Genomic DNA, 23,867 nt, shown 5'->3' with positions numbered 1-23,867 from the left:
AACTTAGCGCGTAAAGAAGGCTTGCAGCTGGCTCATCTCCAGCATCACCAGCGTCCGGCGGCCATCGGGCGTGTAACCGGGTACTTGGCAAGCGAAGAGCCGGTCGACTAAGGCCGTCATTTCGGTGTCGGAGAGGCGGGCCGTAGCGGCGGTGGTTGCCACTCGGCGAGCCAATGCGCGGGCCATTTGCTCGCGGCGCTCTAGCTTAACCAGACCCGCGCTATTGCGGAATTGCTCGATGAGGCTTTCTAGCAACTCTTTTTCGTCGCGGGCGGGTACGTCGGCCGGAATACCTTCCACCGCAATGGTGTTCTTACCGAAATCGGAAAAGCGGAAGCCCAGGGCGCGCAACGCCTCCTCCACTTCCCGCAGCACGGCAAAGTCCTGGGGCGAGAAAGTAACTGTACGTGGGAACAACAACGTCTGGGACGTGCCTGTTTCGCGCTCCAGCTCCTGCGCGTACTGCTCGAAGAGAATCCGCTCCCGCGCGGCCGCCTGGTCAATCAGCATCAAGCCCGACTTGACTGGCACCAGCAGGTATTGCTGGTGCAGCTGCAGCACTTTGCCGCCAGTGCTACCGCTGCTTTCGCGCAAGGGAAGCTGCGGCGCAGCAGCAGGTGTTGCGGCAGGCAGTACGGGTACGGATGCGGGAACCACTGGCACACTCGTAGTAACAGCTTTCGGTATTTCTGCAGCGGCTGTTTGGGCAGCCGTCAGGGCCGAAGCCGACGGAACCGGTACCCCAATAGCGGTGGCCTCGCGCTCTACCTCGGGCACGTTGATCTGGCTCAACGACTTGTAGAACTCCTCCAGCTCACGCTTGGCTTGCTCGGTTGGCCGGGGCGGCACCTGCCGCTCGTAGGCATCGGAACGGGTGGTACTACTGCCGGAGCCGCTGCTAGTGCGTGGTTCGCGGGGAGTGGGCTGTGCTGCCTGCGAGGCTGCCGATGCCAGAGCATCGGGCCGGAAGCTGCTTGAGTCGAAGGTGCTTTTCTGGCTGCCTCCCAGGTTTAGTGGCTGAATAGGCGCGAAGTTCACGTCGCCCTCGAAATCCAGGGAGGGCGCCATGTTGTGCAAGCCCAAAGACTGCTTCACGGCGGCGCGCACAATGGCATACACCGTTTTCTCGTCCTCGAACTTGATTTCTGTTTTGGTGGGGTGCACGTTGATGTCAATGGACTTCGGGTCGAGGTCCAGAAACAGCACGTAGAACGGGTAGGTGTCTTTGGGCAGCAGCCCCTCGTAGGCCGTCAGCACGGCATGGTTGAGGTAAGCCGAGCGAATGAAGCGGTTGTTGACGAAGAAGAACTGGTCGCCGCGGCTTTTCTTGGCCGATTCCGGTTTGCCAATAAATCCCCGCACGGTGATGAACGGTGTTACTTCCTCGCAAGCCGCCAGTTGCTCCTTGTAGCCGTTGCCAAGCAAACTCACGATGCGCTGGCTTAGCTTGCCCGACGGCAGGTTGAACACCTCGAGGTCGTTTTGGAACAGCGAAAACGCTATTTGCGGGTTAGCCAGCGCGATGTGCTGAAACTCGTCGAGGATGTGCCGCATTTCCACGGCGTTGCTCTTAAGGAAGTTGCGGCGGGCCGGCACGTTGAAAAACAAGTTCTTCACGCTAATGCTGGTTCCGTCGGGGCAGGCTACAGGTTGCTGGCTGCTGATCTGCGAGCCTTCCACGAGCAACAGCGTGCCGGTATCTTGGTCGCGAGGCTTGGTGCGCAGTTCTACCTGAGCCACCGCGGCAATAGAAGCCAGCGCCTCGCCCCGGAAGCCGAGCGTACGGATGCGGAACAAATCGTCGGTGGTGCGGATCTTGCTGGTGGCGTGGCGCTCAAGGCTCATACGGGCGTCGGTGGCGCTCATGCCGGCCCCATTGTCGACTACTTGCACCAGCTGTTTGCCAGCGTCTTTAATGATGAGCTGAATTTGGGTAGCGCCCGCGTCGACGGCGTTTTCGAGCAGTTCCTTTACTGCTGAGGCCGGGCGCTGCACCACCTCACCAGCCGCAATTTGGTTGGCCAGATATTCGGGAAGCAGCTGAATTATGTCGGCCATGCCAGTGGAAGAAAAAATGTACGAAAGGTGAAAATGAACACGTTAGTATGTGGAAAAATTGCATTACGGCGGTGCTTCTACGTCCAGCCACCAAAATTTATCCGTAGATTTGCAATCAACATTCGTGTGTAAAGCGTTGTTCGGATACCCGAATCAAGGCTTTGGGAAGAGTAGTAGAATGGATGCCGCGGCCCCGTCTCGTCGACCGCCGGATGATCTGGTCCGCTCTTTTTCTTTTACACGGATTCAGGCAAAAGTAGGGCGAATTCCGCTTGCTTTCAACCAGAGTATATCACGCCAGAATTATCAAGGGAGCCGATGCTCAAGGATTTTCGGATTAGACTCTTATTGTTGCTTTTGGCCGCGACGGGTCTACTCATTACATCGGCAGTGCCCTACGACGATGTCGCCGGGCCCCGGTCAGCAGCCGAGCAAAACTGGGTGGACAGCGTGTTCACCTCGCTCACGCCCGACCAACGGCTGGGTCAGTTGTTTATGGTGGCGGCCTATTCCAACAAGGACAAGCGCCACGCTCAGTCCATCGAAAACCTGATCCGCAACCAGAACATTGGCGGCTTGATGTTTTTGCAGGGTGGTCCGCGCCGACAAGCCGTTCTCACTAACCGCTACCAAGCCGCCGCCAAGGTTCCGCTCCTGATTTCGCTGGATGCCGAATGGGGCCTCGATATGCGCCTGGATTCGAGCATGCACTTTGCCAAGCAAATGACGCTCGGCGCCATGGACGATGACCAGTACGTGTACCAGATGGGCCGCGAAATTGCCCTGAAGATGAAGACGCTGGGAGTCCACATCAGCTTCTCGCCGGTGATGGACATCAACTCCAATCCTGATAATCCGGTTATTGGCAACCGTTCCTTCGGCGAAGACAAAGAACAAGTAGCCAAGCGTGGTATCCAGTACCTGCGCGGCCTCCAAGACCACGGCATCATAGCCGTAGTAAAGCACTTCCCCGGCCACGGCGACACCGACGTGGATTCGCACGTGGCGTTGCCCGTTATCAACTCCGACTTGGCCCACCTAACCAACGTAGACCTGTACCCATTTCAGCAGGCTATCCAGTCGGGGGTAATGGGCGTGATGGTAGGGCACCTCTACATGCCGCTCTTCGATACGGTACGCTCCGTGAGTGCCACCGTATCTCACAACCTCGTTACCGGTTTGTTGAAAGAGAAAATGGGCTATAAGGGGTTGGTTTTCACGGATGCTCTCAACATGAAGAGCGTATCTAACCTCTACAAACCAGGCCAGCTGGATGCGATGGCCCTTTTGGCCGGCAACGACGTGCTGCTCTTTTCCGAGGACGTGCCGGTAGCCCTAACCAAGATCAAAGAAGCTATTGCTGCGGGCAGCATCGCGCAGGAAGACGTAGACCAGCGGGTGCGCAAGATTCTGCGGGCCAAGTTTTGGGCTGGCCTCAACCACTTCCAGCCGATAGACGTGCGCAACCTGATGACCAACCTAAACCGGCCCCAAAGCCGTACGGTGGCACAGGAAATTTTCGAGCACGCCACCACGGTCGTCAAAAACCAGGACAACCTCCTCCCCTTCCTGCGCCTCGACACCCTGCGGATTGCCACCGTTACCATTGGCGCGGGCACCGGCAGTACGCTCGGCGAGATTATGGGCAAATACCAGAGCGGCCCGGTGTATCCGGTAGCCAACCGGTATGCACCAGACACGACGTTTGCCCGCCTGCTGCCGCGCCTCGCGCCCTACAACACGGTGGTCGTGACGCTGCACAACATGAACAACACGCCAACCCATAACTACGGTATTGGGGACGGGGCAATAAAGTTTATAAAGCAACTACAGGCCAACCCGCGCTTGAAAACAGTGGTGGTGGCCATGGGCAATGCGTACTCATTGAAGTATCTCGATAGTGCACGCACCCTAGTTTGTGGCTACGAGGACACCTACGCGGCGCAGCTAGTGGTACCACAGGTGCTGTTCGGAGCCCTGCCTGCCAAAGGCCGTTTGCCCGTTACGGTGACGCCAGAGCTAAAGGCCGGTACCGGCATACCGACTCCCGACCTTCGCCGTCTGCGTTATGCCACGCCGGAAAGCGAAGGGCTCGATTCCAAGGTGCTCGCCCAAATCGACAACATTGCGCTGGAAACGGTAGCGTATGCCGCTGCCCCAGGTTGCCAGGTGATTGTGGCCAAGAACGGAGCTGTGGTGTTCGATAAGAGCTACGGCTACTGCACCTATGACAAAGCGCAGCCAGTAAACCAGAGCACATTGTACGACTTGGCCTCTGTAACCAAGGTTGCGGGCACTTTGCAGGCTATTATGTACCTCAAGGACCAAGGCACGCTGAACCTAGATAGCAAAGTGTCGTCGTACTTGCCGGAGCTAAAGCAATCCAACAAGAAAGACATGACGGTGCGCGAGGTACTGCTGCACCAAGCGGGCTTGAAAGCGGGGATTCCGACTTGGGAGAAAACCATTACCAAGACAGGACCGAAGCCAACTTTCTACGCCAGCACCAGCGCAGCCGGCTTCCCGAACGAAGTAACGCCTTCACTCTTCAGCGTCCAGACCGCTGAGGATTCGGTGTGGAACTGGGTGATGCGCTCCAGCCTCTTGCCGAAGGTAAAAGGCAAGTATCCGGTGGAGTACAGTGACCTGAGCTTTATCATCCTGAAGCGGGTAGCTGAAAAGCTCTTAAATCAGCCGATTGAAAACTTCTTGGATCGGCAGTTTTACAAGCCACTCGGGTTGGGCACCATGACCTACAACCCGTTGGCTAAGTTTCCGCAGTCGTGCATTGCGCCCACCGAAAACGATACGTATTTCCGTCGGACCCAATTGCAAGGCACCGTCCACGACCAGACTGCCGCCATGATTGGTGGCGTGGGTGGTCACGCGGGCTTGTTTGCCAATGCCAATGACTTAGCCATTCTGATGCAGATGAACCTGCAAAATGGCCGGTACGGTGGACGGAATTATTTCCAGGCGCCCGTAGTGACGGAGTTTGCGCGCAGCACGGTGGCGGGCAACCGGCACGGCTTGGGCTGGGACCATGGCGACCCAAGCAAGCCCGAAGGCCCAACGTCCAACCTCTCGCCTGCCAGCACGTTTGGCCACACCGGCTTCACAGGTACTTGCGTTTGGATGGACCCCGAAAACAAAATCCTATACATCTTTCTTTCCAACCGGGTGTACCCCGACGCTGGCAACAACAAGCTGCGTCAATACAACATTCGCACCCGTATACACGACGTTATCTACAAGTCGCTGCTGAAATCATGATTTGTTGTCTGACGCTACTGTTCTCCTGACCTGCAATTGGCGGTGAGGCATCCACTCGGGATGGCTTGCCGCCTTTTTTGTTTTTTGTTGTCCTTGCTAGTGTAGGCTGCCATCTCTCTCTTCTCATGACAGCCTACGTTGCAAAGGACATATCTCTCTCCCTCTCTCATGAACATAGGTATCGTTTGTTACCCCACCTTCGGCGGCTCCGGCGTCGTAGCAACTGAACTCGGCAAAGCATTGGCCTTGAAAGGCCACCGCGTGCACTTTATCACCTATAGCCAACCTGTACGCCTCGATTTCTTCAACGAGAACCTGTTCTACCACGAGGTATACATTCCGCCGTATCCGCTGTTTCAGTTTCCGCCTTACGAGTTGGCGCTAGCCAGCAAAATGGTAGACATCGTGCAGAATGAAAAGCTGGACGTATTGCACGTGCACTATGCCATTCCTCACGCTTCGGCGGCCTACATGGCCAAGCAAATTCTAATTACCAAAGGCATCCGGGTGCCCATCATCACCACCCTGCACGGCACCGATATTACGCTGGTAGGCAAAGACGCCAGCTACGAACCGGTAGTCACGTTCAGCATCAACCAGTCGGATGGCGTAACGGCAGTTTCGGCGGACTTGCGTAAGGAAACTTACGAATACTTCGCCATCGAGAAAGACATAGTGGTAATCCCCAACTTCATCAACCTCGACCGGTTCAAGAAGCAAGACAAGTCGCACTTCAAGGCCGCCATTGTGCCCGATGGCGAGAAGCTCCTTATCCATACCTCTAACTTTCGCTCGGTAAAGCGCGTGGAAGACGTGGTACAAATCTTTGACGGAGTACGCAAGCAGGTGCCTTCTAAACTTTTGCTTGTGGGAGACGGACCAGACCGGCCACGCATCGAGAAGCTGTGCCGCGACTTGGGCTTGACTAGCAACGATGTGCGTTTCCTGGGCAAGCTCGAAGCCGTGGAGGAAGTACTAAGCGTGTCGGACCTGTTCCTGATGCCTTCCGAAAAGGAAAGCTTCGGCCTTGCCGCGTTGGAAGCCATGTCCTGCGAAGTACCCGTTATCAGTACCAACGCTGGCGGCATACCCGAGCTGAATGAGCACGGCGTAACCGGCATGGTCAGCAACGTAGGCGACATAGCCGACATGGTGAAAAACGCGCTGTATGTACTAGAGGACGAAAACCTACCGCGCTTTAAAGCAGCGGCCCGCGCCCACGCCGAAACTTTCGCAACCGACAAAATTGTGCCTCATTACGAAGCCTGCTACCAACGTGCTATCGACGCGCAATTGGCAACTGTGTAGAGCGCCGTTGACTGTAGTAAAAAGCTAGGCCACCTTCCCCTTTCTTTCCTCAGCTGCTGTTGCGCATCTGCAAGGAGGGGCTAGGGGTGGTGATTAACCACTCGTTGTTGACGTTGCTCAACTATCTGTCATGCTGAGCGCAGTCGAAGCATCTCGCTCGTCTCGTTGAGTTAGCACCACAACCTCAGCACGCGAGATGCTTCGGCTGCGCTCAGCATGACAGTCATAGTGAAATATCCAAGGGTTGGTCAACTACTCCTAACTTCTCCTGGCTAGATGCGCAACAGCAACTGTGCTCAGGAGGAGAGCTGGTTTTTCATTCTAGCTTACTTCAAATAAGCCTTACAGAAACATCTCCCCTATCTCCTGCCAGCTATGAACTCGCCGGTAGCGAGTTTCGTGGGCATTGTGCGGGGCGTCGAACAAAAGGCCTTCGCCACGGAAACCGTCGAAGTTGAAGGCGTTGTCGTCGATGAGGTAATCGGCGTTGAGGATGCTCTTGTCGCCGCAGAACACGATGTTGCGCCACGGAATAAAGTCGAAGTGCTGCTTGAGCCAGTTGTACTTGTCAACAAAGGAGTTGGGGAACTCCATGGCGGCAGTGGCAATAAACAGCTCGTGGCGCTGGGCCATTTCGCGCAGCACACGCTGACTATCGGCAATGAGAGGTAAGTCTTTGAAGAAGCCAGGGCGGTTGGGGTATTCCCGCAAAGCCGGTCGGTGCTCGGGGGCAATAATGTCGCGCATCTTTCTGCCGTGCAGTTGCTCCCGCGTTATCGTGATTTCGAAGTCAGTGCCGTACCATTCCTGAAACCGGGAGATGGAGTCGGCAATTACCTCGTCCATGTCCACGGCAATGCGTGATTTTACCATACGTTGGGTGTGAATACGAAGCAGGCCTAGAATGCTAGCCTGTAGGTTTGTTGCGGAAATAAAAAAAGGGCCGAATACTAGAAAAGCCCGGCAGCTTCGCGCTTCACGGCATTGAGGGCCCGTTCCGTCGGATCAACTTCCTCGTTGATCAGCGTTTCGAGGACGCGCTTGGCCAGCTCGGTGCCGCGGGCTTGCTGAGGCTGCGCTAGTCCCTGGTACGACTTGTTGATGACCGTGAGAATATGCTCTTTGGCTCCTTTGACTTCCGCCCAAGTGTCGGGGCTCATGTATAGCTGCTGCGAGAGGTTATGCTCGTATTCGGCCCGGATTTCCTGAAGCAAAAGCCGGTAGTAGTCGGGAGCTGTCTGGCCGGCGCTGCCCAAACGAATCAGGATGTTGTTGGGCGTGATGCGTTCTAACAGCAGCGTAACGCGCTCCAGGGCCTGTAGCCGTAGAGGCAAGGTGGTTTTGGTTGCTTCGAGCCGGAGTTCGATTATGCGTCGCTGTTGCTCTTTCTCCAGATACTGCTGAATCAGATAGAAAATGGAGCCAGCCACGATTAACGCCGGCAAAATGATTTTCAGTAAATCGAAGAGGTAAGCAGTGGTATCCATTAGAAAGTAGTACAGACCAAAAGGTAGCGCGAACGACAACTAAAGAAAGTTACGGCAGGGCGCAGCGTATTGTTGGACAACGAAAACTGGTATTTCCCGCCAAACTACTGCATCAACCCGTTCTAATAAGTTTTCGTGGGCGCAAAGATACATTCTGAACCGCAGGCATGGCTACGCTGTTATAGGCTCAGAAGACCCTACCAGGGTAGTAGTATTTCGGGAAGCTTGTCCGCGCAATACTGCTCAACTTCGTATCTTTGCTGACATACTTCCCTAAACACGAACACACTATGGCTACCGCCGTTGCTAAGCTTGCTCCTATCAACCTCACGCCCCGCGCTTTGGAAGAGGTTCGTATTATTCTGCGCGAGAAGAATGTGCCTGCTGAATACGGCCTGCGCGTAGGCGTTCAGGGCGGTGGCTGCTCGGGCATGAGTTACCTACTTGGCTTCGACAAAGCCAAGGACCAAGACGAAACTTTCGACCTCGATGGCGTACTGCTCATCATGGATAAAAAACACGCCATGTACGTGATGGGCATGGAAGTTGACTTCCAGGATGGCCTTAACGCTCGTGGTTTCGTTTTCAATAATCCTCAAGCAAAAAGCACCTGCGGCTGCGGCTCGTCGTTCTCGGCGTAAAGAGCCGCTTTGAGCAGATTCTCTAAGCTTTAGATTTCAATACCAATAAAAGCGAAAGCCCTGGCCTCACGGTCAGGGCTTTCGCTTTCTATGTTTTAGCGTGTTCTTACTTTCCAGTTAGTAGCGTTATTACGGCGGCCGGGTCTTCCACTTCCACAATCAGCTGGTTGTATTCATCGTGCACTACGTCAATGATGACGGCTTTCTCGGCATTGTGTACATCCCAAAAGATTACTTTGTCGGCTTCATAGAAGGTGCCTGCCGTTATCAAACCCGGAATGTATGTACCGGGTGCCCTAAAGCCATGCCACCAGCCTTTTAGCGCTTCCGCATCTTGGCGGGCGCTACGAATATCTTTCAGCGGAATTTCAATCTGACTTTTGAAAGCCCACAGCTTGTGCAACCCTTTGACTTCGAACACGGCGTTGTCGCCTTGGGTGGTTACTTCGACCATTCTGCTTTTATGTATTTAGGCCATAAAAAATATTGCTGGTAAGTTAGCGGTTCACGGTTCAAACGGCCTAGCAAAATTTCTTTTTATACCTACTCGCCTTATGCGCTACCTCTTTGCTTTCGGTATGCTATTGTCTGCCTTCGGGACGCAGGCCCAAGCATTCAAACCCGCTGAAATAGCCCGCTGGCAACAGCAAGCCAAGCAGGCGACTATTGTGCGCGACAATTGGGGCGTGCCGCACATCTACGGCAAGACCGACGCCGATGCGGTATTCGGCCTACTATACGCGCAGTGCGAAGACGATTTTGCCCGGGTCGAAGACAACTACATCACCTCCATCGGCCGGCTGGCCGAAGTGCAAGGCGAAGCCGCCATTTACGACGACCTGCGCGCCCGCCTGTTTATGGACAGCACCCAAGCCATTGCTATCTATAAAAAGAGCCCTGCTTGGATGAAGCAGTTGCTGGACGCCTTTGCCGACGGCACCAATTATTACCTCCACACCCACCCCACGGTGCAGCCCAAACTGCTGCGCCGCTTTCAGCCCTGGATGCCCCTGATGTTCAGCGAAGGCAGTATCGGCGGCAATATCAGCGTGGTGTCCGTGGACCGGCTGAAGGCATTTTACAGCCAGAAGAAATCTTCGTCTTGGATTCATAACGACTTCGAGAAACTAGACCGGGAGCCAGTCGGCTCGAACGGCTTTGCGGTAGCACCAGCCAAAAGTGCCAGTGGGCACGCTTTGCTGCTCATCAACCCACATACTTCGTTCTATTTCCGGCCCGAGGTGCAAGTAACCAGCGAAGCCGGCCTCAATGCTTATGGTGCCGTGACGTGGGGGCAGTTTTTTGTGTACCAGGGCTTCAATCCCAACTGCGGTTGGATGCACACTTCCAGCAGCGCCGACTCCATGGACGAATACCTGGAGACGATTGAAAAGAAAGACGGCAAGTTCTATTACCGTTACGGCTCCAAGCAGCGGCCCGTGCAAGTAGCTACCGTATCAATACCTTACAAGAAAGACGGCCAGATTGTACGCAAGGAATTTACCACCTACCGCACCCACCATGGCCCCGTAGTAGGCCAGCAAGCCGACAATAAGTGGGTGACGGTGCGCATGATGGATACGCCGCTGGAAGCCCTGGAGCAATCCTATCTGCGCACCAAGGCTACCGATTATGCCAGCTTCAAAGAAGTGATGAAGCTAAACGGCAACGCCTCCAACAACACAGTGTTTGCCGATAGCAAAGGCACCATTGCTTACTGGCACGGCAACTTTATGCCCAAGCGCGACCCGCAGTTTGACTGGAGCCAACCCGTAGACGGTAGCAACCCCAAAACCGAATGGAAGGGCCTACATAAAGTGGAGGACTTGGTGCAGGTAATGAACCCGGCCAGCGGCTGGATTCAGAACTGCAACTCCACGCCGTTCACGGTGTCGGGTCCGAGCAGCCCTGCCAAGGACAGCTACCCAACCTACATGGCCCCCGATGCTGAAAACTACCGGGGCATCAATGCTGTGCGCGTGCTGAGCCGCAAGCGCACCTTCACGCTCGATACGCTGATTTCGGCAGCCAAAGACCCGTATCTGGCTGCTTTCGAGGAGTTGATTCCGGCCTTAGCGAAAGATTTTCAATTTGTGGCCGATGGTACAAACCCACCGGAAGGGGAAGTGGTGGAAGCCATGAAATTGCTGCGCGCCTGGGATAAACGTTACAACAAGGCCTCGGTAGCGCAAACACTTGCCATCTATTGGGGTGAGAAAATCCAGCGCTTGGCCCGCACCCGCGTAGCCCCCGACCAGCGCCTCGACTACATTAGCTTCACAGCTTTCACCATCGCCAAAACTACCCCACAAGAGAAGGTGACGGCCCTGCAAGAAACACTCGACGACCTAACCCGCGACTTTGGCACCTGGAAAATGCCTTGGGGCGAAGTAAACCGCTTCCAGCGCCTGACCGGCAACATCCAGGAAATCTACCACGACCAAAAGCCAAGTCTGCCGGTAGCCTTCACGTCCTCGGCCTGGGGTTCCTTGGCCGCATTCGGCTCGAAGACGTATCCGGGCACCAAGAAGCGCTACGGCAACGTGGGCAACAGCTTTATTGCAGTGGTGGAATTTGGCCCGCGCATCAAAGCCCGCTCGGTACTGGCAGGTGGCAACAACAACCAGCCCTCCTCCCCCCACTTCACTGACCAAGCCGCTCTGTATGTGGAAGAGAACTTCAAAGACGTGCTCTTCTACCCAGAAGACGTGAAGAAGCACGCCGAGAAGACGTATTCGCCGGGACAGTAGCCAGCTAGCTAATTTGCGGTTTGCATGAACGGTGTGCAGAGGCGAAGTGTCGCGTCTCCACATCGTTCATGCAATTGCTATAAAACTAAAACTCCAGCCGTTGCCCCTGCTCCGGGAAGATGAGCTTCACTTGCAGCTTATTCCCTACTGCTAGCTGCTTTCTGATAGCAGCTTCATTAGCGGCAGTAGGTTTCAGGTGCGTAACTACGACAGGAAGGTTGTGCAATGCTTTTGCGCCTGTTAACTGGCTCAGAACGGTTAGCTCTTGCATCAGACGCGCGGGTGTGAGGTGGCCAAAGAGCTGGTTTTCGGGCTGCTCGTTGGGGTAAGATGCTTCGAGGAAAATTGCTTTGAGTTTGCCAGCCACTACTAGTGGCTGAACAGTTTGCCATAGGTCACGCAGGTTGTGCGACTTCTCTAGCTCATCGGCCCCCGTGTCACCCAAATACAATAGATAAGCTCCCTTGCTTTCAAGCAAGAAAGCGGCGCTTTGGTAGGCGGTTCCGTGGCTCAACGGGAAGCACTGCACGCTCATAGAAGTGCGCTCGATAGGGGTTGTTTGCCGCGGCACTAACTCGTGTAATTGATACTTGTGCAAGGCCGGTGGATTGCCGCCGTTCCCGAAATTAGGCCAAGCATGCCAGTTGAAGTAGTCCCGCTGCATGACGGTCAGGCACTCGGATAAGCCGTAAATAGTCTTCTTCGCGTCATCGGGGGCATTGAGGAGCAGGCCGGCTACGTGGTCGAGGTGAGCATGCGAGATTAGGTAGGCTTTGATGTAGTTGCGCAACACCGTATCTGCTTTAACCGAGAATATGTTGTTGGCAATGGCCTTTTCTATGCCTTGGTGCAGACTTCCCGCGTCGAGGCAAACGTAAGACGTAGTGCCAGCCGGGGCTACCAAGTAAGCCGAAAGGTTGCCCTCGTCGAGGCCACCTTTCACTCCGAGCGGAACTACAGTAAAAGAGGCGGGTTGCTGCGCAAAAGCTTGGGGCAAGCATGCAACCACTAGCAACAGAAAGCTCCAATAGAAAACACGCATAGCTACTGCGAGAAGGAAAAGATTAGCTAAAGTCAGTAGGCTGGCTCTGCCACTCCTCTTTCGTTATCTCAAACCGCACCTCACCGCTGGCCGTGCGGCCAGTTTCTCGCCAGCCCTGGCGCCGGTAGAACTCTTCGGCGCGGGTACCGAAGCCAGTGCTTAGCCACAGGGTTTCCGAGGTTTGGGCGAAGTACCAGTTCAGCATGAGGCGGTGCAGGCGCTTCCCTATACCTTGGCCAACCAATTCGGGGCGCAAGAACAAGGCCCAGATACTGTGATCCTGCAAATCGGCAATGGCAAAGCCTACTATCTGCCCATGTACTACGCAAACCCACCCCTTACCCCGGCGGGTGAGGTAGTCTTCGGTATCCGCCACCGTGACTAGCGCCCGGTTGCGCAGCACGTTTTCGGTTACAGAATACCGTACGTCGAATAAGGCTGGAATGTCGGCAAGTTGGGCTTCGCGGAAGAGCATGTCCAAAGATGCGCCGGAAATCCTGTCTTGCTGCGCTGCCTACTGTGGCTTTCCGGATTAGCTAAAATCGTAGGGGTAGCCGATTTCCTGCAAATCGGTTTCTAGCTGCAACCAATCGTCTACGTTATCTACCAAGGCGAGCACCATGGCTTTGGTCAGGGTTTCGCCTTGGTAAATTTGTGAGACGGTTGCTAGATCAAGGGTTTGCTTGGTGTCGTCTTCATCGAAGTACTCGCTAGCCCATTCTGTGTAGGTTTGCGGCTGGTTGTCGAAGATATAGAGCAGGTCTTCGGAGCCGTCTTCTTCGTTTTCGAGGGGGCCCGTCTGCCAGCCGTAGCGGGGGGTGTACCAGAGGCAAAACGTAGTACCAATGGAGTTTACTGGCTCCCCGAACATAAATTCATCGAATATCTCGGGCAGCCCACGGGTCACGCGCGCTTTGTCGGGCTGCTCCAGGCCATCGGCATAGCCGTTTATCACGCAGCCTTCTTCTTTGAACAGCACGACCATTTGGTCGCCTTCCCCATCGTTCATCTCGAAGAACTCTTCGCCCTTGTCCCAGTTAGCATCATAGGTATGATAACGGTATTCCGTCTCCGGCGAATTGATGGCATCGAGCACGGCCAGCGCTTTGCAGAGGCGCTGTAGGGTCTTGTTGTCGGGAAGAGCCGCGTAATTCTGAGTGGAGAGTATGGGTTGCATAGGCTGTAGCGCTTGTGCTGACATTGGGTTTTAGCAATAGGGCTGATGCCGGCGCAAGCAGCGGTTCACACAAAGGTGCACCTGCTGCCTGACTCGCCACCGAAAAGTTTTTGGCTGGTGCTACTGCTACCGCACTTAATAGGTTTTGGTCATGTCGGTGGGTATCACCAACACAAAATCAGCTTTCTGCTCGTTTTCCTTGTCCAGTTTGCTTAGCTGCTCCTGCGAAACCGTACTGATGGTGAGCACCTTCAGCTTCGGATTGGATTGCCGCAAGTAAGCAATAATACCGTCGTGGTTGTCGGAGTGGTAGCTGCCGTTGAGGTGCAGCAGCAACTGGCCTTCGGCGCGAGCTTGGGCGAGGAAATGCGCCATGGTGGCGTCTTTTAGGGCCTGCGCCTGAATAATGTTCTGCACGCCGGCGGCATGGGCCGCATCACCGCCGAACATCTTCGCCATGTTCTTGTAGCCAGGCAACTCGTAATCTACGGTCATGGGCAAGGGCACTATCCAAGCTTTTTCTTCGGCAGGCAGTTCGTTGAGGGCCGTTAGGCTGCCTTTGGCCACTTGGGAGGCGTAGCGGCGCGGTACGTTGGTACCTACCACCCTAAATTTCTGCTGTTTGGCTAGTTGCAGTAGCGGCTTATAATCGGTGCCGTAGTTGGGCCAGGGGCGGCTTTGCTCTTCGAATGCCTTATCGTCTAGTTCTCCTGTGGTATACTGGTCGACCTGCGGCTGTACGTCGCGTTCCAGCATCTCCATGCCGAGCACGAATTGCCCTTGCTTGAGGCGGGCCAGGTCTTTGGTGAGTTGCAGCTCCAGCCAGTGCCCCATGGGGTCGTTGTGTTGCTCGCCAAAGAACACCACATCGGCTTTCGCCAGCTCCTTCAGCATCTTCTCGTAATCGGCAGCTTTGCCAGTGGCCGTGAAAAGACGGTAAGCGGGCTTATCGGCGGCAGTGAAGCTGGAAAGGAAAATAACAGCCAGCCAGACGGCAAGTGGCTGCAGAAACTGTTGAACTCGGGGTTGTGCGAACATATATGAAGATACCCACCGACGGCAGGAAATGTTATGGAACAGGTGAGGCTATAAACAACGAAAGCCCCGGCACCAACGGTACCGGGGCTTTGCGTTCAGGTAGGTTTGCGTATTACACTCAACACTAGTTACCCTTTGTAGAACATCCAGCGCGACAATTCGCGGTAGTTCACCTTTTTGCCGTACATCAGCACACCTACGCGGTAAATGCGGCTGGCCACCCACGTAGTGAACATGAAGCCGCCTACTAGCAGCACCGCCGACAACAGTATTTGCCAGATCGGCACCCCAAAAGGCAAGCGCATTACCATGGCAATTGGCGAGGTAAACGGAATCATGGACAGCCAGAAAGCCAGCGGGCCGTTCGGGTCCCCGTTGATAACCACGTTGATGCTAACGATGTAGCTCAAGATAAGCGGAATCGTGACCGGGAACATGAATTGCTGCGCGTCGGTCTGGTCGTCGACAGCGGCTCCGATGGCCGCAAACATCGACGAGTAGAGCAAGTAGCCGCCCAGGAAGAAAAACAGGAAGCCCCCAATGATAGAGCCCACGGGCAGGCCATCGAGGAAGCTCCAGGGGCTGCTAGCTGCTGCCGAAGCCGGGGTTGGGGCGAGCGTAGCATCAGCGGTAGCCGGTGCTTTTTCCTGCGCCGCGGTGGCTTCCTGAATACCAGCAGCGGCAGCAGCGGGCGGCGACTTCCGAATGGAATCTGTCAGCAAAGGGGCCGCCAGTGTCGTTAGTCCCCACGAAAGCACAATCCACAAAGCAAACTGCGTGAATACCACCGCGGCAATGCCCAGAATCTTGCCCATCATCAGCTGAAATGGCTTCACTGAGGACAGCATCACCTCCATAATCCGGCTGGACTTCTCTTCGCTCACGCCGCGCATCACTTGCACGCCGTAGATGAAGATGAACATGTACACCAGAATCGAGAGGATGTAGGCCGCTCCGGTAGTGGCGCCCACGTTGTTTTTGCGGCCTCCTACCTGCGTTAAGTCTACGGCATCCAACTCCACATTAGCTTGCAGGTTGTCGATGGTGGTCTGGTTGAGGCCCGAGCGGCTCATCTTCAGCTCACCTACTGCTTTGTTTACCGCTTTCCGAATCGTGCTTTGGCGCTTCAAACTCACGTTGCCATCAGCAAGCAGCTGAATGCCTTTGGTGTCGTCCATCGTGAAGCTCGGCGGGAAATAGAGCAGCGCGTTTTGCTTGGGCTTCGCCTTTTTGAAGGCCTCTGTGGCTTCGGCCAGCGAACTACCCGCGGCGGGCACAAACCGCACATCTTCGGTGCCGGCAAGCTGTTGCAATAGCCGTTGGCCGCTTTGGTCGAATACGGCTACCACGTCGGTATCCGAAGACCCCGAGAGCTTGGCAATGCCAATGGTGGTGCCCGCCAGCAGCAGCGGCGCCAGCAACGACATAATCAGAAAGCTCTTTTTCCGCACCCGCGTGAGGTATTCGCGCTGCAGAATCAACCATATTTTATCCATGGGTACTAGCGTGTAATCGTTGAAGTCATCTTGAAGTAGTAGGCACTAAGCCGGGACGTTTTCCACCAGGCTCTCGGGCATGGTTTCTTGCACCCGACGAATGAAGATGTCGTTGATGCTCGGAATCTGCTCCCGAAAAGCGTGTACCTCCACGTTGTTGATGAGGTAGCGCAACAGGTCGTTGGGCGTGGTGTTGGCGTGCAGCTTTATTCGGTCGTAGAAGTGGCCGTTTTCCCGCTCTTTGTGTTCGAGTACTTCAAAATCGGGGTGCGTTACCATGAGGCGGCCGCGACCTTCCACCACGTAGGTTTGCGTTTTGAAAGTGTTTTTGATGGCCCGGACCGAGCCATCGAGCACCTTGCGCGAGCGGTTGATGAGGGCAATATTGTCGCAGAGCTCTTCCACCGATTCCATGCGGTGGGTGCTGAAGATGATGGTGGCACCCCGTTCGCGCAGCTCTAGAATTTCGTCTTTGATGAGGTTGGCATTTATGGGGTCGAAGCCCGAAAATGGCTCATCCAGAATGATGATGCTCGGCTCGTGCAGCACGGTAGCAATAAACTGCACCTTCTGTTGCATGCCCTTACTGAGGTCTTCCACGTTTTTGCTTACCCACGGGCGCAATTCCAGCCGGTCTATCCAGCTTTTGATGCGTTGTGTGGCATCGGCTTTGGTAAGGCCCCTGAGCTGCGCCAGATACAGTAGCTGCTCCCCTACTTTCATCTTTTTGTATAGGCCCCGCTCTTCCGGCAAGTAACCAATCTGGCCGATATGCCGAGGATTGAGCTTCTCGCCCCGAACCCGGATTTCGCCGGAATCAGCGCCCGTAATCTGCGTGATGATGCGGATCAGCGAAGTTTTGCCCGCCCCGTTGGGGCCAAGCAGCCCGAAGATGCTACGCTCCGGAATGTCGAGGCTGACGCCATTGAGAGCGACGTGCGCGGCATAAGCCTTGTGCACATCAATAGCTTGTAGAATAGGTTGCACAGCTGGAAAGAGAGGTAAGAGGTGAGCGTTAAATGTAGTGGTTTTCCTATGCTTGCGGAGCTTGGAATCTATTGAATTAGCGTACTCACTCTTCTAATTCCTGCAGCATACCTTCCAGCCGGTCGAGGTGCTGACCGTAGAGGCGCTGCAAATACCAGCGAGTGAACCAACGCATGGCAACGTGTGTCAGCGCCCATACTGCGCCGTAGGCGACCACCAGAATCGTTAGGCCGAGCAACAATTTTTGGCCAGAGAACTTATCGGTGATGCGGGCACCAACGAAGAACAGTCCGATGATGAAGGAAACCGGCAACGACCACATGGTTGCTTGGTAATAAAGCTTCACCAATCCGCGCAAGCTGCTTATCTGCCGCGCCACATGCTCGCGCAAGGCCCCGCTGGCGTCACTCAAACAGTGCAGCACCTGCAGCTTCCGACGGAAATAAAAGCCGCTGCTTAGACACATAATTATCAACCAAACCAGCAGTGCCCGAGTGTAGGGTTGCTGCGCAACCAGCAGCGCCGCGCTACAAATCAGCAAGCACAGCACCACAAAAGCTATTTCCAGCCATGCGTTGCGGCGCATCTTACTCACTGGGGTTTTTGAGCCACTAGCCAGCATCTTGGCCAAGACTGCAGTATCGAGGCCAACCGGCGCTTCAGCTGCAGTAGGCAGCTTCCAGCTCCGACGAAAATCATCAAGTTCCATTAGGCGGGTTGGGTAAGCAATTGGCGAAGTTTTTCTTGCACGCGGTGCATTTTCACGCGCACATTATTCTGGGTGATGCCGAGTATTTCAGCCATTTCTTCGTAGGTGCGCTCTTCTAGATAAAGCAGCACAAATGCCTTGTCTACTTCCGATAGCCGGTTGATAGCCCGGTACAAGGCAGCCATTTCTTCGGGCTCGTAACCGCTGGGCTCGGCCGTTTGTGCTAAGTACAGGGCCTCGCCTTCCAAGCTAGTAGGTTGTGGCCGACGGGTACGCTGCCGTAGGTTGCTGATAGCTACATTCAGCGCAATACGGTATAGCCACGTGCTGAGCTTGGCGCCCACTTGCGGCACATATTTGGGCCAGGCCCGCCAGAGTTGCAGCACCACTTCCTGAAACAAATCCTGCCGATCATCGGCATCCGCGCAGTACAACCGGCACACCCGCCGCAGCAGCGGCTGGTACTCGTTGATAACGGCAACAAAATCGGTAGAGGGCACAGCGGGGCTCATGCAGGCAGCAGTTTCATAGCATATATCGATGGCTCCACGCTGGCATTACATATAGATTCCTAATTTTTTTGATGGCGCCATAAAGCCTCTTCCTAGATACCGTTCAGGCGCTCAGCGAAAGCATACACCATTTCGCTAAAGTAACTGCAGTAACTTGGTAGGTAGCAACTAGCAGAGCCTAACTACCAAGCTGATAAACAAAAACGCCCGCTCTCCAACAAAGGAAAGCGGGCGTTTTTGCTTGCGCTGCTGCAGTTAATGCAGGCAACTCTTATTGGAAGTACTCCTTCACTTTCTCGAAGAAGCCTTTTTCGTTCTTGCCGGGGTTCGGGGTGAAGTTCTGCGCGTTACGCAGTTTCTCCAGCAATTCCCGCTCCTCGCCCGTCACGTTCTTCGGTGTCCAAACGCTGAGATGAATCAGCTGGTCGCCGCGGCCGTAACCGTTGAGGTCTTTGATACCCTTGCCGCGCAGACGCAATATTTTGCCGGGCTGCGTGCCGGGGTCTACCTTAATCTTCACCTTGCCTTCGATGGTTGGCACCTCGATGCTGGCACCCAGTGCGGCATCCACGAACGAGATGTACTGCTCGAACATGATGTTGTTGCCGTCGCGCTTGAGCTGCTCATGGGGCTCCTCCTCGATTTGGATGAGCAAGTCGCCGGGCACGCCACCCCGCTCGGGGTAGTTGCCTTTGCCGTTCATGCTCAACTGCATGCCCTCGGCTACACCAGCCGGAATGTTGATTGGAATAACCTCTTCGTGCAGTTGCCGGCCTTCGCCTTGGCAAACATCACACTTGCTGGTTACCACTTTGCCTTCACCGTCGCAGGTTGGGCAGGTGGAGGCGCTCACCATCTGACCGAGCATGGTGTTTACCACCCGCTTCACTTGGCCTTGGCCTTGGCAAGTGCCGCAGGTTTTGATGTCGGTGCCGTTTTTGGCGCCAGTACCAGAGCAGGTGTTACACGCCACGTAGCGCTTCACCTTGATTTTCTTCTCAACGCCGTTAGCTACTTCCTCTAGGTCTAGCTTAAGCTTGATGCGTAGGTTAGAACCTTTGCGCACGCGCCGGCCACCTTGCCCGCGGCCACCGCCACCAAAGAAGCCCTCGAAGCCACCTTGGCCACCGCCGCCGAATATATCGCCGAAGTGACTGAAGATGTCTTCCATGCTTGGGCCGCCGCCATTGCCGCCCATGCCCTGGTGGCCATATTGGTCGTAGCGGGCACGCTTGTTCTGATCCGACAGCACTTCGTAAGCTTCAGCAGCTTCCTTGAACTTGTCTTCTGCCGATGGGTCGTCGGGATTTTTATCGGGGTGATACTTGATGGCTACTTTGCGGTAAGCCTTCTTGATTTCATCTCCCGACGCACTTTTTGCTATGCCCAGTACCTCGTAATAATCTCGCTTCGTTGCCATGTTCTGTAGTAGGTAGTAGGTATTGGCTACCAGGTAGTGTGCTTGCTTTCGTAGCGGTTGTGCTCCGGCTGCCGCCTAGTACCCGATACCGATTACCAGGTAATTACTGGCCCAGTACCACTTTTGCGTGGCGGATCACTTTATCGCCCAGGTAATAACCACGTTCTACCTCATCCACGATTTTGCCTTTCAAATCTTCCGACGGGGCCGGAATCTGTGTAATGGCTTCGTGCAAGTCAGGATCAAACGCGCTGCCCTTCGCCTCCATAGGAGCAAGTCCTTTCTGGTTCAGAGTTTTTTGGAGCTTATTATATATAATGTCGATGCTCTCACGCACCGCGTTGGCATCTTCAGTGTCTTTGGTGAAGTTGCGCGCCCGGTCGAAGTCGTCAAGAGCCGGCAACAGAGCTACCATCAACTCCTGATTGGCCGTTTTAAACAAGTCGGCACGTTCTTTTGTCGTGCGGCGCTTGTAGTTCTCAAACTCGGCCGCCAAACGCAAGTACTTATCTTTAAGCTCGTTTAGCTCGGCATCGGGCTTGGTGCCATCAGCTTTCGCAGCGCCTTCTCCTTCCGCCAGGACCGACGCCTCGTTATCGGTCATTTCGCCAGCTACTTGCTCTGGATCTACGGCCAGGTTGTCGTCCTGTGGTACGTTGATATCGTCAGCCATTTTATTGAATATTCGTCGAAACGGGTTTTTCACTTTGTTTTAAGCCAGATGGCAAAAGTTGCGGGCAAGGAGTTTGCCAAAGCCATTTGTGCTGCCATTGTGGCACAAACAAGTGCTCAGCTGCAATCGGGTTCCTTTAGTTTTTTCGTAAGTACATCAACCCACTTACGGCAGGTTCCTTAACAAGCTTGAAATTGGCTATTTGTACAACAACAAATTCAAATCCTCATTGAAATTTCATAAAGTATTGGCGTTGTTGTATCTATCTTTCCATATACTTTACTCCACGTCTTATGAATATGACATAAATTAGTTGTTATAAAATTATCATGAGATTCTATGGAAAATTTAATGGAAAATGTTTGAAAGTTTATAAGATCTTGGTTAATTTTCAGCGTCCTAAGAAATACATAGTGCTATTGTTGCCTACGACTTAGCTATCTTCTGCCACAATCAACACGCTCCACACCTGTTTCACACTTAACTCTTTATTTAATTACTACGCATGAAAGCAGTGATTTTTGCGGGTGGCTACGGCACTCGAATCAGCGAAGAAAGTGCCGTTCGACCCAAACCTATGGTTGAAATTGGAGGCCGCCCTATCCTTTGGCATATCATGAAAATATATGCTCACCACGGCATCACCGACTTTGTGATTTGCTGTGGTTTCAAAGGCCACCTTATAAAGCAGTATTTCGCCGATTATTTCCTGCACAACGCCGACGTTACCTTCCGCATGGACCGCAACGAGATGCACGTGCACCGGGCCCACGCCGAACCCTGGACCGTTACCTTAATAGATACTGGCCAAGAAACAATGACGGGTGGCCGTCTGCGCCGCGTGCGTGAGTACATCGGCGACAGCACGTTCTGCCTCACGTACGGCGACGGTGTAGGCGATGTTGACATTACGGCTTCTATCAAACACCACCAAGAGGAAGGCGCTCTTGCCACACTCACAGCCGTACGCCAGCCAGGCCGTTTTGGTGTTTTCAACTTAAGTGATTCCTCTTCTTCGGTACACGATTTCACCGAAAAGCCTACTGGCGGAGAAACCCCTTGGATTAACGGCGGCTTCTTTGTGCTGGAACCAAGCGTTTTAGATTATATCGAAGACGACGACACTGTGTGGGAAAAAGGCCCCCTCGAACAATTAGCCGCAGAAGGCCGCCTGAGCGCCTTCCGTCACTCCGGCTTCTGGCAGCCGATGGATACGCTTCGCGACCGGAACATGCTGGAAGGTCTGTGGCAGGCCGGCAATGCTCCGTGGAAAGTATGGAATGACGTACGGACCCCACTAGCGCCGGCCGCTCAACCTACTACCGTATCAGTGCCGAATCCGAGCAATCTTGTAACCAACTAATCCGCTTAACCCACCGCTCCTTTTCTTTCTAATTACCTGCTGCCACACTAGCAGAATACTTATTTCGCTTTCTAGCTTACACTTCCATGAATCGCATTCTTATTACTGGTAACATGGGCTACGTAGGCCCAGGCGTCGTTGCGCGCTTACGTCAAGAGTTTCCTCAGGCCGAGTTGATCGGCTACGATATGGGGTATTTCGCGCATTGCCTCACTGGGGCAGGTCGCCTTCCAGAAACCCGCCTTGACCGTCAAATTTTCGGCGACGTACGTCAGTTGCCAGATTCTTTGCTGCAGGGGCTAGATGCTATTGTGCATCTGTCGGCTATCAGCAACGATCCCATGGGCCAAACCTACGAGGACGTAACGCTGGAAGTAAACCATGCAGCTGGTATTGAGTTGGCCCAGCGCGCCAAGGCCGCTGGTGTGCGCTCCTTTGTGTTTGCTAGTTCTTGCAGCATCTATGGCGCGGGCGGCGAAGGAGCCAAAACCGAAGATTCGACTCTGAACCCACTTACGGCGTATGCCCGCTCCAAAGTGAAAAGCGAGCAAGATTTGCAGCCGCTGGCCGATGAGTCGTTCTGCGTTACGTGCCTGCGCTTTGCTACTGCCTGCGGCTGGAGCGACCGGCTGCGCCTCGATTTGGTTGTCAATGATTTTGTGGCCGGTGCAGTTTCTGCTGGCACTATCTCTATCCTGAGCGATGGTTCGCCATGGCGTCCGCTGATTCACGTGCAAGACATGGCACGTGCCATCGAGTGGGCTCTAAAGCGCCCAACCACTACGGGTGGCGCCTTCCTGGCCATCAACGTGGGTGCTGATGAGTGGAACTACCAAGTGCGCGAGCTAGCTGAAGCCGTAGCAGAGGTTATTCCGGGCACTAAAGTAACCCTGAATTCGGCTGCTCCACCCGATAAGCGCTCCTACCGGGTTGACTTCAGCTTGTTCCGCCAGCTGGCCCCAAACCACCAGCCGGTTCGTACCCTTTCGGACACGCTTGCCGAGCTACGTGACGGCTTGCTGAGCATCAACTTCAAGGATGCTGATTTCCGTTCTTCCGAGCTGATGCGTTTGCGCGTTATCAGCCGCCTGCAACAGACTGGACAGCTAACGGATGCACTCACTTGGGCTCCTCAGTCAGCACAAGCACAAAGTACACCAGCAGAAGCCGCGCTGCAATCAGCCGCTGTATAGTCAGCCTGCGCTGCTTTCCTCTCGTTTTAACTCCTATTCAACATGCTATTTACCCCAACTAAGTTAGCTGGTGCCTTCATCATTGATGTAGAGCGCCGGACGGATGAGCGCGGCTTTTTCGCTCGTTCTTGGTGCGAAGACGAATTTGCTGCTCACGGCATCCATATGCCTCCGCTGCAAGCTAACGTATCCTCTAACCCTCTTCGTGGTACGCTGCGGGGCATGCACTACCAGTTGCCACCACACGAAGAAACCAAATTGGTACGCTGCACCCGTGGTGCTATCTACGATGTGATTGTAGACCTGCGGGAAGAGTCGCCAACGTATGGCGAGTGGATCGGTGTCGAGTTGACCGCTGACTCGTTCCGGATGTTGTTCGTACCCGGCCGTTTTGCCCACGGCTTCATCACCCTCGCCGACAATACCGACGTTACTTATCAGGTATCGGCTAAGTATGCTCCCGGCGCCGAGCGTGGCTTGCGTTGGAACGACCCAACTATTGGCATTCAGTGGCCAATCCAGCCTGTTCTGATTTCAGAAAAGGACAGCATCCACCCCGACTTCACGCTCACGCCACAGCAAGTTGCTGCCGCAAAATAGGAAGCAGCTATTAGCAGATTTGATTAGCCAAATAGGGCAGCCATGCTGCAGCATAGCTGCCCTATTTCTTGCTTCATGCTTGCAGTTGTAGCTTACATACGCTTCCCTGTTAGCACTAGTCCTTCGCTCTTTCCACGACG

21 protein-coding genes are annotated in these 23,867 nt (G+C 54.5%); 7 read left to right on the top strand and 14 right to left on the bottom strand.

What is annotated here, in order from left to right; all coding sequences use genetic code 11:
- Window positions 1–3: 3 nt before the first annotated feature.
- Window positions 4–2,058 (bottom strand): DNA mismatch repair endonuclease MutL, encoded by a 2,055-nt coding sequence (mutL, locus tag P1X16_RS02550; protein ID WP_277226084.1) that lies wholly within the window; start codon window positions 2,056–2,058, stop codon window positions 4–6.
- Window positions 2,059–2,376: 318 nt separating this feature from the next.
- Between mutL and P1X16_RS02545 the strand changes: the two genes are divergently transcribed.
- Together P1X16_RS02545 and bshA are read left to right on the top strand one after the other, a co-directional pair.
- Entirely contained in the window at window positions 2,377–5,331 is a 2,955-nt protein-coding gene (locus tag P1X16_RS02545) for a glycoside hydrolase family 3 N-terminal domain-containing protein (protein ID WP_277226083.1), read from the top strand.
- 168 nt (window positions 5,332–5,499) lie between these two features.
- Entirely contained in the window at window positions 5,500–6,639 is a 1,140-nt protein-coding gene (bshA, locus tag P1X16_RS02540; RefSeq protein ID WP_277226081.1) for an N-acetyl-alpha-D-glucosaminyl L-malate synthase BshA, read from the top strand.
- A 342-nt stretch (window positions 6,640–6,981) separates the two neighbouring features.
- Here the strand turns inward: bshA and P1X16_RS02535 are convergent, their stop codons facing one another.
- Both P1X16_RS02535 and P1X16_RS02530 read right to left on the bottom strand, forming a co-directional pair.
- The gene (locus tag P1X16_RS02535; RefSeq protein WP_277226079.1) at window positions 6,982–7,512 is read right to left on the bottom strand and encodes a 5'(3')-deoxyribonucleotidase; all 531 of its coding nucleotides are present in this window, start codon (window positions 7,510–7,512) and stop codon (window positions 6,982–6,984) included.
- A gap of 77 nt (window positions 7,513–7,589) precedes the next feature.
- Window positions 7,590–8,126 carry a hypothetical protein gene (locus P1X16_RS02530; RefSeq protein WP_277226077.1) on the bottom strand — a complete coding sequence of 179 codons (537 nt, stop codon included), beginning with the start codon at window positions 8,124–8,126 and terminating at the stop codon, window positions 7,590–7,592.
- A gap of 290 nt (window positions 8,127–8,416) precedes the next feature.
- Between P1X16_RS02530 and P1X16_RS02525 the strand changes: the two genes are divergently transcribed.
- Window positions 8,417–8,767, top strand: a complete 351-nt coding sequence (locus tag P1X16_RS02525; RefSeq protein ID WP_277226075.1) for an iron-sulfur cluster assembly accessory protein — start codon at window positions 8,417–8,419, stop codon at window positions 8,765–8,767.
- A gap of 106 nt (window positions 8,768–8,873) precedes the next feature.
- Here P1X16_RS02525 and P1X16_RS02520 read toward each other — a convergent pair whose 3' ends face one another.
- Window positions 8,874–9,221, bottom strand: coding sequence for a hypothetical protein (locus P1X16_RS02520; protein WP_277226073.1), 348 nt, complete (start codon window positions 9,219–9,221; stop codon window positions 8,874–8,876).
- Window positions 9,222–9,321: 100 nt separating this feature from the next.
- Between P1X16_RS02520 and P1X16_RS02515 the strand changes: the two genes are divergently transcribed.
- Window positions 9,322–11,517, top strand: coding sequence for a penicillin acylase family protein (locus P1X16_RS02515; RefSeq protein WP_277226071.1), 2,196 nt, complete (start codon window positions 9,322–9,324; stop codon window positions 11,515–11,517).
- 85 nt (window positions 11,518–11,602) lie between these two features.
- Here the strand turns inward: P1X16_RS02515 and P1X16_RS02510 are convergent, their stop codons facing one another.
- The 10 genes from P1X16_RS02510 to P1X16_RS02465 form a co-directional block, all read right to left on the bottom strand.
- Window positions 11,603–12,559: a 3',5'-cyclic-nucleotide phosphodiesterase gene (locus P1X16_RS02510; RefSeq protein ID WP_277226069.1), complete on the bottom strand. Its 957-nt coding sequence runs from the start codon at window positions 12,557–12,559 to the stop codon at window positions 11,603–11,605.
- Window positions 12,560–12,581: 22 nt separating this feature from the next.
- Window positions 12,582–13,034, bottom strand: a complete 453-nt coding sequence (locus P1X16_RS02505) for a GNAT family N-acetyltransferase (RefSeq protein ID WP_277226067.1) — start codon at window positions 13,032–13,034, stop codon at window positions 12,582–12,584.
- Between the two features lie 57 nt (window positions 13,035–13,091).
- The gene (locus P1X16_RS02500) at window positions 13,092–13,736 is read right to left on the bottom strand and encodes a hypothetical protein (protein WP_277226065.1); all 645 of its coding nucleotides are present in this window, start codon (window positions 13,734–13,736) and stop codon (window positions 13,092–13,094) included.
- A gap of 135 nt (window positions 13,737–13,871) precedes the next feature.
- On the bottom strand, window positions 13,872–14,774 hold the full coding sequence (locus P1X16_RS02495) for a ChaN family lipoprotein (protein WP_277226063.1): 903 nt from the start codon (window positions 14,772–14,774) through the stop codon (window positions 13,872–13,874).
- Between the two features lie 128 nt (window positions 14,775–14,902).
- Entirely contained in the window at window positions 14,903–16,270 is a 1,368-nt protein-coding gene (locus P1X16_RS02490) for an ABC transporter permease (protein ID WP_277226061.1), read from the bottom strand.
- Window positions 16,271–16,315: 45 nt separating this feature from the next.
- Window positions 16,316–17,257, bottom strand: a complete 942-nt coding sequence (locus P1X16_RS02485; protein ID WP_277226059.1) for an ATP-binding cassette domain-containing protein — start codon at window positions 17,255–17,257, stop codon at window positions 16,316–16,318.
- 85 nt (window positions 17,258–17,342) lie between these two features.
- The gene (locus P1X16_RS02480; protein ID WP_277226057.1) at window positions 17,343–17,966 is read right to left on the bottom strand and encodes a hypothetical protein; all 624 of its coding nucleotides are present in this window, start codon (window positions 17,964–17,966) and stop codon (window positions 17,343–17,345) included.
- On the bottom strand, window positions 17,966–18,478 hold the full coding sequence (locus P1X16_RS02475; RefSeq protein WP_277226055.1) for a sigma-70 family RNA polymerase sigma factor: 513 nt from the start codon (window positions 18,476–18,478) through the stop codon (window positions 17,966–17,968). The genes P1X16_RS02480 and P1X16_RS02475 overlap by 1 nt, the downstream gene beginning before the upstream one ends.
- Before the next feature lie 271 nt (window positions 18,479–18,749).
- Entirely contained in the window at window positions 18,750–19,898 is a 1,149-nt protein-coding gene (dnaJ, locus tag P1X16_RS02470; RefSeq protein ID WP_277226053.1) for a molecular chaperone DnaJ, read from the bottom strand.
- Window positions 19,899–20,001: 103 nt separating this feature from the next.
- On the bottom strand, window positions 20,002–20,571 hold the full coding sequence (locus tag P1X16_RS02465) for a nucleotide exchange factor GrpE (RefSeq protein ID WP_277226051.1): 570 nt from the start codon (window positions 20,569–20,571) through the stop codon (window positions 20,002–20,004).
- Window positions 20,572–21,076: 505 nt separating this feature from the next.
- On the opposite strand from P1X16_RS02465, the gene rfbF reads away from it, so the two are divergent.
- From rfbF to rfbC, 3 genes are all read left to right on the top strand, one after another.
- Window positions 21,077–21,934 (top strand): glucose-1-phosphate cytidylyltransferase, encoded by an 858-nt coding sequence (rfbF, locus tag P1X16_RS02460; RefSeq protein ID WP_277226050.1) that lies wholly within the window; start codon window positions 21,077–21,079, stop codon window positions 21,932–21,934.
- 86 nt (window positions 21,935–22,020) lie between these two features.
- On the top strand, window positions 22,021–23,127 hold the full coding sequence (locus tag P1X16_RS02455) for an SDR family oxidoreductase (RefSeq protein ID WP_277226048.1): 1,107 nt from the start codon (window positions 22,021–22,023) through the stop codon (window positions 23,125–23,127).
- Between the two features lie 42 nt (window positions 23,128–23,169).
- Complete coding sequence (rfbC, locus tag P1X16_RS02450) at window positions 23,170–23,727, top strand: dTDP-4-dehydrorhamnose 3,5-epimerase (RefSeq protein ID WP_277226047.1); 558 nt, start codon at window positions 23,170–23,172, stop codon at window positions 23,725–23,727.
- Window positions 23,728–23,867: the final 140 nt, after the last annotated feature.

Source organism: Hymenobacter sp. YC55 (assembly GCF_029433095.1).
Lineage (GTDB): Bacteria > Bacteroidota > Bacteroidia > Cytophagales > Hymenobacteraceae > Hymenobacter.
The sequence above is the reverse complement of the archived record's forward strand: the minus strand, read 5'-3'. Positions and strand labels throughout refer to the sequence as shown.

Bases quoted from the DNA above. Each gene is read 5' to 3' on its own strand.
- P1X16_RS02535 (WP_277226079.1), bottom strand. From the start codon at position 7,512: ATGGTAAAATCACGCATTGCCGTGGACATGGACGAGGTAATTGCCGAC.
- P1X16_RS02500 (WP_277226065.1), bottom strand. From the start codon at position 13,736: ATGCAACCCATACTCTCCACTCAGAATTACGCGGCTCTTCCCGACAAC.
- P1X16_RS02530 (WP_277226077.1), bottom strand. From the start codon at position 8,126: ATGGATACCACTGCTTACCTCTTCGATTTACTGAAAATCATTTTGCCG.
- rfbC (WP_277226047.1), top strand. From the start codon at position 23,170: ATGCTATTTACCCCAACTAAGTTAGCTGGTGCCTTCATCATTGATGTA.
- P1X16_RS02520 (WP_277226073.1), bottom strand. From the start codon at position 9,221: ATGGTCGAAGTAACCACCCAAGGCGACAACGCCGTGTTCGAAGTCAAA.
- P1X16_RS02495 (WP_277226063.1), bottom strand. From the start codon at position 14,774: ATGTTCGCACAACCCCGAGTTCAACAGTTTCTGCAGCCACTTGCCGTC.
- P1X16_RS02545 (WP_277226083.1), top strand. From the start codon at position 2,377: ATGCTCAAGGATTTTCGGATTAGACTCTTATTGTTGCTTTTGGCCGCG.
- P1X16_RS02505 (WP_277226067.1), bottom strand. From the start codon at position 13,034: ATGCTCTTCCGCGAAGCCCAACTTGCCGACATTCCAGCCTTATTCGAC.
- rfbF (WP_277226050.1), top strand. From the start codon at position 21,077: ATGAAAGCAGTGATTTTTGCGGGTGGCTACGGCACTCGAATCAGCGAA.
- P1X16_RS02525 (WP_277226075.1), top strand. From the start codon at position 8,417: ATGGCTACCGCCGTTGCTAAGCTTGCTCCTATCAACCTCACGCCCCGC.
- P1X16_RS02465 (WP_277226051.1), bottom strand. From the start codon at position 20,571: ATGGCTGACGATATCAACGTACCACAGGACGACAACCTGGCCGTAGAT.
- dnaJ (WP_277226053.1), bottom strand. From the start codon at position 19,898: ATGGCAACGAAGCGAGATTATTACGAGGTACTGGGCATAGCAAAAAGT.
- P1X16_RS02515 (WP_277226071.1), top strand. From the start codon at position 9,322: ATGCGCTACCTCTTTGCTTTCGGTATGCTATTGTCTGCCTTCGGGACG.
- P1X16_RS02455 (WP_277226048.1), top strand. From the start codon at position 22,021: ATGAATCGCATTCTTATTACTGGTAACATGGGCTACGTAGGCCCAGGC.
- P1X16_RS02510 (WP_277226069.1), bottom strand. From the start codon at position 12,559: ATGCGTGTTTTCTATTGGAGCTTTCTGTTGCTAGTGGTTGCATGCTTG.
- P1X16_RS02480 (WP_277226057.1), bottom strand. From the start codon at position 17,966: ATGGAACTTGATGATTTTCGTCGGAGCTGGAAGCTGCCTACTGCAGCT.
- P1X16_RS02475 (WP_277226055.1), bottom strand. From the start codon at position 18,478: ATGAGCCCCGCTGTGCCCTCTACCGATTTTGTTGCCGTTATCAACGAG.
- P1X16_RS02490 (WP_277226061.1), bottom strand. From the start codon at position 16,270: ATGGATAAAATATGGTTGATTCTGCAGCGCGAATACCTCACGCGGGTG.
- bshA (WP_277226081.1), top strand. From the start codon at position 5,500: ATGAACATAGGTATCGTTTGTTACCCCACCTTCGGCGGCTCCGGCGTC.
- mutL (WP_277226084.1), bottom strand. From the start codon at position 2,058: ATGGCCGACATAATTCAGCTGCTTCCCGAATATCTGGCCAACCAAATT.